Source organism: Acinetobacter sp. 226-1 (assembly GCF_030329325.1).
In the GTDB taxonomy this organism is placed as follows: Bacteria; Pseudomonadota; Gammaproteobacteria; order Pseudomonadales; family Moraxellaceae; genus Acinetobacter; species Acinetobacter sichuanensis.
Map to the genome: position 1 here is coordinate 1 of NZ_JACANU010000020.1, position 6,940 is coordinate 6,940.

General features: G+C 37.8%; 5 protein-coding genes and 4 pseudogenes. 4 read left to right on the forward strand and 5 right to left on the reverse strand.

Annotated elements, in window-relative coordinates; genetic code table 11:
- The 3 genes and pseudogenes from HX124_RS16805 to HX124_RS16815 form a co-directional block, all read right to left on the reverse strand.
- Positions 1-340: pseudogene (locus HX124_RS16805) on the reverse strand (IS3 family transposase); the annotation flags it as partial.
- A gap of 182 nt (positions 341-522) precedes the next feature.
- On the reverse strand, positions 523-1,089 hold the full coding sequence (locus tag HX124_RS16810) for a recombinase family protein (protein WP_006581699.1): 567 nt from the start codon (positions 1,087-1,089) through the stop codon (positions 523-525).
- Between the two features lie 295 nt (positions 1,090-1,384).
- Positions 1,385-2,548 carry a DNA methyltransferase gene (locus HX124_RS16815; RefSeq protein ID WP_100355865.1) on the reverse strand — a complete coding sequence of 388 codons (1,164 nt, stop codon included), beginning with the start codon at positions 2,546-2,548 and terminating at the stop codon, positions 1,385-1,387.
- 291 nt (positions 2,549-2,839) lie between these two features.
- On the opposite strand from HX124_RS16815, the gene HX124_RS16820 reads away from it, so the two are divergent.
- Together HX124_RS16820 and HX124_RS16825 are read left to right on the forward strand one after the other, a co-directional pair.
- Positions 2,840-3,157: a hypothetical protein gene (locus HX124_RS16820; protein ID WP_100355864.1), complete on the forward strand. Its 318-nt coding sequence runs from the start codon at positions 2,840-2,842 to the stop codon at positions 3,155-3,157.
- A gap of 142 nt (positions 3,158-3,299) precedes the next feature.
- Positions 3,300-3,581, forward strand: a pseudogene (locus tag HX124_RS16825) (replication initiation protein RepM); the annotation flags it as partial.
- A gap of 70 nt (positions 3,582-3,651) precedes the next feature.
- Here HX124_RS16825 and HX124_RS16830 read toward each other — a convergent pair.
- Positions 3,652-4,125, reverse strand: a pseudogene (locus tag HX124_RS16830) (type I restriction enzyme endonuclease domain-containing protein); the annotation flags it as partial.
- 39 nt (positions 4,126-4,164) lie between these two features.
- Here HX124_RS16830 and HX124_RS16835 point away from each other — a divergent pair.
- Together HX124_RS16835 and HX124_RS16840 are read left to right on the forward strand one after the other, a co-directional pair.
- A complete protein-coding gene (locus tag HX124_RS16835; RefSeq protein WP_100355863.1) occupies positions 4,165-4,851 on the forward strand; it encodes a hypothetical protein in 687 nt (228 codons plus the stop codon).
- A gap of 1,258 nt (positions 4,852-6,109) precedes the next feature.
- A pseudogene (locus HX124_RS16840) lies at positions 6,110-6,739 on the forward strand (IS4 family transposase); the annotation flags it as partial.
- Here the strand turns inward: HX124_RS16840 and HX124_RS16845 are convergent.
- The coding region (locus HX124_RS16845; protein ID WP_286384207.1) for a hypothetical protein at positions 6,724-6,940 on the reverse strand (217 nt) is incomplete at its 5' end. The pseudogene HX124_RS16840 and the gene HX124_RS16845 overlap by 16 nt on opposite strands.

Consider the following 6,940-nt stretch of genomic DNA (forward strand, 5'->3'; position numbering starts at 1 on the left):
ATCCACCATTATTTGTGTGGGCGGTCGAGCTCCGCCTGGGCGAAAAAAGCGGCTGCTTTACGTAGAATTTCATTGGCGCGTTGCAGTTCTTTATTTTCGCGTTCGAGTTGTTTGATACGTTCTTGGTCTGAAAGCTGCTGTACTTTAACTGGATTTTGTTTATCTAAATATTTTTGATACCAAACACGTAGTGTTTCAGGAGTACAACCCTTGCGCAGTATACTGCTCAGGGAGCAATAGCGGTGATCGCAGCCCAATTCGATGGATAATCTTTCTCGGATTCAATCAATAATTGAACCGCTCTTTCTCTGATTTCAGGGGTATATTTTACTTTTTTCATCGGGACATTCTCTCAGAAAGCTTGGTCTCCGACAAACCCGGTACGGTTCAAAAATCTTCCATTGATTTATTTATATCTGTTAAACCAGTCGCATTATGAAATGTAATATAAGTAGAAATTTCAGTATAAATGGTCATGATCTTTTCTAAATTTGAATATCTAAGCGTCTTCATTAATCAACCTTATTGATTATTAGTTTCTTCTTTTAAAGCTCTTTGTACTGTTGCTATCCCTACTTTAAACTTTTCTGCAACACCTCTAAATGTTGAATTTTCTTCAGCCATTGCTTTTCGTATTTCAACATAGTCAACCTTCCGCTTTCTTCCCTTATATAAGCCCTTCGCTTTGGCTTTTGCAATTCCTTCCTTTTGACGCTCACGGATCATGGAGCGTTCAAACTCTGCAAATGCAGCAAGCATCTGAAACATGAGTTTATTTATTGCCGATTGTGCTACATCATGACTGAAGGTCAAATTCTCTTTATGAAAAATAATGGTTATACCACGATCATTCAGACTATTCACAATTTCGTTCAGATCATTTGTATTACGTGCCAGACGATCAATACTATGAACATGCACCGTATCACCTTCACGCAGATAGTCGAGCATTGCATTTAACTGAGGACGTTCACGGCTACCACCGCTTGCCTTTTCAGTAAAGGTCTTATCCAGGCTGATTCCATCTAATTGACGTTCAGTATTTTGTTCAGTTGAACTGACTCGAATATATCCGACCTGATTAGGCATTCTGTACCGTTAGAGTTTAGATAATTAAATACATATTGTACCGAAATTAAATATTAAGTCTATAAATACGGTTTTTGAGTTGCTTTTTAAGACTTTATTTTGTTCCGTTAGGCTATAGGACAATATGACAGTAAAAATCAAACTATGTTCATAAGAAGATATAGCTAAATACTGAATTTATCAGCACACCTAAAACCCTATAAAAATGGATTTTACAGGCATTTTTATGTGCTGATCTTTTTAGAATTTAGCTATAGCTTGAGCTGTTCAGCAGCTTAAAGTTTTTTCCACAAATTTAATTATTTAAGATGAATCTAAGGTTATTTAAAAGACTTAAATGTCCGAAATTTTTATTTTGTACCTTATACACAGGGCTAGGATTAGCGAACTCATTGGAGATAAATTCTGGAGTTGTAATAGCCCTTGCCAAATTTTTCGAGCAAAAGTCTTTTTCCAAATAACGTAATGTAAATAAAAAGGACTCTATATTAGGTGTTACTGCAATCCATTTTCTATTTAAGTTATTTGCCGCATTCAAACAGACGCTATCAAAGCTGAAAGCATCCAATATTAAAGAGTCTTCATTGGTACTGGATTTAATAATAACCTCATAGGCTTTCTGCAGATTTTTAATTTGGTATGTTGAATTTTTTGCTGATGCTAAGTCCCAATAATCTGTATATCTAACACCGGTATCACTTTTAACATAATCCTTTAAACGTGGATTACCTGTTCTTGACCAATGAATAAGGCCCTGTTGATCAAGTTCATCCATTTTTTCTGGAGAAAAACGCCAGTGCTTACCTTCGGGTGGATTCATATCCCTCCATTGTCTACCAGTTTCACCATGTTTTCGTACACCAGGAACATGTAAAGGCATGAGTCTAAATTGCCCCAGTGCATCCACATGAGGAAACTTTTTAGCTAAATTATCATCTGTGATTGTCTGGACCAGATCATTCCAAATAAAGTTATCTGTTTTGGTATAAAAAAGAATTACCTCATGAGCGGTTTTAGTAAAACCTTTTGATGCTTTAAATGAAGAATTATGGGTTTTTAGTAAAATTTGATTCACACACCTAGCTTCACCAAAAACTTTATCTAATATTACTTGGAATTCACTCATTAGGTGAAGATTGGAAACATGTACATATAGACTACCGTTATCAGTAAGTAATTGTCTCAATAATTCAAAATATTGACGGTAATGTTTAAGTACAGAATCTTTGTTTTTAAAGAGCCCCACAAAAAGAAAAAAATCGATCTCTGGTTTTATAACAATCAGATCAAACTCTTTGGATTGCGAAACAAGTCTATGTAAAGAGTTTATTTCATTCCCAACAATGATATCAAAGTCATTGATTTCATATTTTATTTTTTCAAAATCTTTATCAGAAATACCCGTGTCGCTATTTTCAAAGAAATAGCCAAAAGAAGGGAATGCAACAAACTCATCCATTGAAGTGTCTCAAAAAAAAATAGCTATTTGTATGGATTATATGATTGACAACCTTCATAAAACAAGTTAATTTTTTTGGTAACCAGTTTGGTTACCAAAAAAATTGTTTAAAAAAAAGAGCTTTAAAAACTCTTTTTCCCATTTATTACGATCATAAGAATATGAGGCAATAAACTACGCCACTTGGTAGGTTAGCGTAGGGATTTTTTCATAGTAGATATCGAAAGTAAAGTTATCTATATCCTCATTGTTTCTAGTTCTTGTGATCCTTTACTTTACAAGGATAAATTTATGCCAAATGTGTATTTAACCCACAATAACTTAGACTTGATGTACCGAGAGGAAAAAATCCGGAAGAGTTTTCAGAAAGAGGTCATTAAATCTGTTTTACAGAAGCTGTATGATTTTATGAGTTACGATTCTGGAAATTCATCAAATAAGATGATCACTTACTTTGGATTGAATGGATATTCAAGTCACTCTTCACATCAAGAGAAATTAGAGCAGTGGCTTCAACAAGAAATTTCGGAAGTTTACCTGCATGATATAAGTCAGGAAGAAGTCGTTGAGATTTTATGGAAAAAAATTCTCGATATCATTAGCCATTAATTTTTATACAGGCTGTACTAGATTAATCTAGTACAGCCTGTATATTAAAACCAATTTACAACTAAATTAGTTTCAAATTGGTTTCTATTTAGTTTCATTCTTCCTTTAACTTCTTCAGTGCAAATCTAATAATCCCATTATGGAGCAACATAAAACTGGACGTATGATCGGTGGTTTCTCATTTACGTTCATAACTAAGCAACAACCTAAGGAAGTCACGCACAGCAAAGCTAAGAAGCTAACAGACAAGCAGATTCAATTCTTTGCAAACAAGCTAGCTCACCATGATCCATTTGCAAGCCAAAAAGCTGCAGTAGGGGAAAGCTATGCTGATCTAGAGAAAAGGCTCCTGATTGAACTACAAGATCCCGAGGTTGTCAGAAAGTATTCTAGTGTCCTCAAAGAGTTAGGTCTTGAGATGTGATGTACAACTAGATTAGTTGTTTAAAACAACTAATCTAGTTTTTTAATAGTTGTAATTTGATTGCAAAAAATTAAGCAGCAGAGAGCTCTTCTGCTAATTGCTCAGCCTGTTCAAGCACAGTCTCAGTAGCCAATAAAGCCATATCAGGTGGATAGCCATACTTCTTGAGTAGACGCTTCACAATGACTCTCAGCTTCGCCCTGGCAGCTTCTTTGATGGTCCAATCCAAGGTTACGTTCTTACGAATAGACTCAGTCAGCACAACAGCGAGTTCGCGCAGGATCTCTTTTTGCATCAACTCTCTAGCACTGTCATTGTCTGCAACTGCTGAATAGAACGCATATTCATATTCAGTCAGGTTGAGTTCCTCTGCCATTTTGTCTGACTCTTGGATTGCCTTAGCCAACTTGATGAGCTCATCAATCACTTCGGCTGCAGTCAGTACCTTGTTCTGATAGCCCTTGATCGCAGAGCTCAGCATCTCCATGAGCTTTTTACCTTGCGTGACACTACGCTGCTCTCGCATCTTGATCTCATCGCCTAAACAACAATGACAAACACCGACTAAAAGGGGCGTTTTACGATGAAAAATTCGAACTTGGAGCTTATGCAGAGCGCCTTCGAGAGGCAGAATCAAATAAACCAACTGATCGTGAGCTTGCAGCTGCTCTCACAGACGCTGATCAACTTCGAGAAACTTATCGAGCAAAGCGAGCTGCCTATCATGAACAGTACCACCCTTTTAAACGGGATAGAGAGTACGACAAGATCCATAGAATCCAATCTAAGCTCGATTTTGACCGAGGTGGGGAATCTATCACCACAAGTGCTGCAAGAAGCAACAATGGACTATCTAGTAGCGTTAAAAGCAATCCACGAGCAGATATCGAATACAGATATATCGAAACTCCAACGGCTTTCAGTCTCAATCGAATCGCTGCAGACCGAAATCAACAAAGCAATTGGCAGCATTTCGATAGATCAGAAGAGCATCCAAGCCCAAGTCCAGGCCCAAGTGAAGCAGGCGATAGAAGAGAGCCAAAGCGAGCTAATAGAGACCGGAATTCAGTCGCTATTAAACTCTCAAAAAGCCAAATACATGACATGGGCGAGTACAGTTTTTGGGGGGCTGATGATTTTAATCAGTTTTTATACGATCTATCAGTTCAGTACAAACCTAAAAACCATCCAAGCACAAAAAGAAATGATTCAACAGAATTCACAAACAATTCAGAGCCAACTCAATTACCTAAACAGCATACGGAGATAAGTTATGCAGACCGAGATCGACCAATTTTTGACAGAGCAAAACGCCTTGTTGAGTCAACAAAACAGCTTGTTAGCAGAACAAAACGAAGCCTTGAGTCAACAGGTCAGTTCATTAAAGAATATTTTGACCACTTACAGCGAAGTAGAGCAGAGTTTAAAGGACAAAATCAACAACTTGAACTCAGAGAAAGAAGCTCAACAAGCCTTGATTTTGGCTATGAAAGTAGAACTTTCAAAGCTCGAGCAGGGCGAATTTTCGGAGCAATTACAGCAAGCATTTCAAGAAAACTTGAGAACCCAGTTACAAATGCAATTAACGACAGCATTAAATCAACTGGATTTAAACAGCATTGTCAGCGACCTGGTAAAGATCGAATTAAAATCCATTCAACAGACGCTAGACACACAGCAGACAGACCTGGAGACAGCACTCTCAACCATCTTGCAATTGCAGCTACCCACCGACTTTTACACAGACTTGGAGATGCAAAGCAAGCAGATCAATACGCTTGGGGAAACTGTAGAACGATTAATGACCTTAATCAACAACTTGAACAACTAGAACCCCTAGTCGCTAAAATTCGACCCAAGCCAAAGCCGGCTACAGATTTCCGTGACTTGAGAATTGACGCTTATTACCCTGGTTACGTTGCTGATCACAAACAACTTTCAGCCCAACAACAGCAAGCATACAACGATAATAATCTATTGCAATTGATTGGTTGTGTGCAGAAAAAAGCTCAAAACTTGGAGAAATACATCAGCCAAGCAAGCAGAATGATCAATACATGGGACTATGACAAAATCGAGGAGATCATCAAAAACGACCAACGCATGCTTAACTATCTGAAATGTGAAATTATTTTAGAGCCTCAAAATGACCATTTGAAACATCAAAGAGCGTCATATCAATCGTGTTTAGAGAGTTTTGAGAACATAAAGAGCCATATCCACGAGGTGAAAAAGCCTAATCCGACTCCTCAAAGCGATGTCTTAGAGCAAACTTATGAACCTGAAAAGCAGCCAAATCGTGATTATGATCTAGATTTTTAATTTCAGCATTGATGATATAAACCGTCCGCTTCGATAATAGCAAAAGCGCAGATTCTACAAGCGGACATTTCTATTTGGGGTTTACACAACAAAAAAGGGAGCTGTAAGCCACTGCTGTCCCATAGTTTGATTTAAATAAAAAAACCTGAGTCCGAACAGTTAAAATATGAGTGCAAACAAACACTTTAACGACCAGGATTCAGGTTTTGTCACATCAGAATACCGTATTTCATCAGTTAATTAAACCAGTCTTACGACAAGATTTTGAACGGCTTGCTAAACAACATCATGTTGGGCAGAAATTCAGATCTGCTTCTCGATGGGATCAGTTTATTGCCCTGTTAATGTCCCAACTTTCCTGCCGACAAAGCCTACGGGATATTCAATCCAATCTTGAGTCCCAGCAGGAAAAGCTTAATCATCTCGGAGCAAAGTCTATTCCCCGAAGCACGCTGGCACGAATCAACGAGGAGCAACCTGCTGCCTTGTATAAACAGATGTTTCATCAATTACTGCAATACTGTGAAAAATCAAAAGTAGCCCATAAATTTCGCTTCAAGAATCCTCTGTATTCCCTGGATGCCAGTCACATTGATCTGTCGCTTTCCTTGTGCGCATGGGCCAAAGTTCATGATTCAAAAGCCAGCATGAAACTCAGCATAGGATTGAATCACAGCAATCATATTCCTGAGTTTGTTGCAGTTGAAAATGGTAAAGAAAATGACATGGTACAAGGCCGAAAATTCCAGTTTCCCTCTGGCAGTATTGTGGTCTTTGACAAAGGCTATGTAGATTATCAATGGTATGCGAATCTGACCGCTCAAAATATTGGCTTTGCTGAATAAGCCGTCATGAATAGGTTTGTGCAACAAAGCCCTCTATAGCTCACGGCTTTTGGTTGTTGAGCTTTTTGAGTAGGTGATTGCTTATATTTTATCGTTTGTTTTGTTTTTTTAATAGCTGTATCAATAGCTGTATTGAAAGAGATGCTTGGAAGGATCTGTGCTGCTTCCAGGACATTACTGATCAATTTGGAT

Bases quoted from the DNA above. Each gene is read 5' to 3' on its own strand.
- HX124_RS16810 (WP_006581699.1), bottom strand. From the start codon at position 1,089: ATGCCTAATCAGGTCGGATATATTCGAGTCAGTTCAACTGAACAAAAT.
- HX124_RS16815 (WP_100355865.1), bottom strand. From the start codon at position 2,548: ATGGATGAGTTTGTTGCATTCCCTTCTTTTGGCTATTTCTTTGAAAAT.
- HX124_RS16820 (WP_100355864.1), top strand. From the start codon at position 2,840: ATGCCAAATGTGTATTTAACCCACAATAACTTAGACTTGATGTACCGA.
- HX124_RS16835 (WP_100355863.1), top strand. From the start codon at position 4,165: ATGAAAAATTCGAACTTGGAGCTTATGCAGAGCGCCTTCGAGAGGCAG.